This is a genomic window from Klebsiella sp. A-Nf5 (assembly GCF_002810545.1).
In the GTDB taxonomy this organism is placed as follows: Bacteria; Pseudomonadota; Gammaproteobacteria; order Enterobacterales; family Enterobacteriaceae; genus Klebsiella; species Klebsiella variicola.
On the sequence record NZ_PIOG01000012.1, the window covers coordinates 1 to 391 of the forward strand.

The 391-nt window shown below is 29.9% G+C and carries 1 protein-coding gene; it reads right to left on the minus strand.

Annotated elements, in window-relative coordinates; genetic code table 11:
* Positions 1-391, minus strand: a 391-nt coding sequence (locus CWM53_RS00615) for an EAL domain-containing protein (RefSeq protein WP_133124331.1), incomplete at both ends; no start/stop codon positions are given.

Consider the following 391-nt stretch of genomic DNA (forward strand, 5'->3'; position numbering starts at 1 on the left):
ACAACCTTCCCTGGCAAGCGCAATCAACAACAGAATGTACTTTATTTTTTTGTTCTATTGTCTCAACTCCCTCAACAATTACGAAATTGCAGTATGATTTTACTTCATTTAATACCTTAAATAATTTACTCTCATACTGTATTTCCCAGAAATAATCTTTATCGATTTTTATACATTCAAAATTAAACATCTGAATAATTGTAATACTTGTTAAGCCCCTCCCAAAATCATCCAGCCATACTGGACACAATTTCGAAAGACACTTTAAGTCACTCATACAGCATTTAGTATTAAATTCATGAAACTCTTCGTTAATCTCAAAGGCAATGTTTTTTTGTTTTTTTAAGTAATCGCTAATATATTTATCATTCAAGATGTAATCGCTAATTAG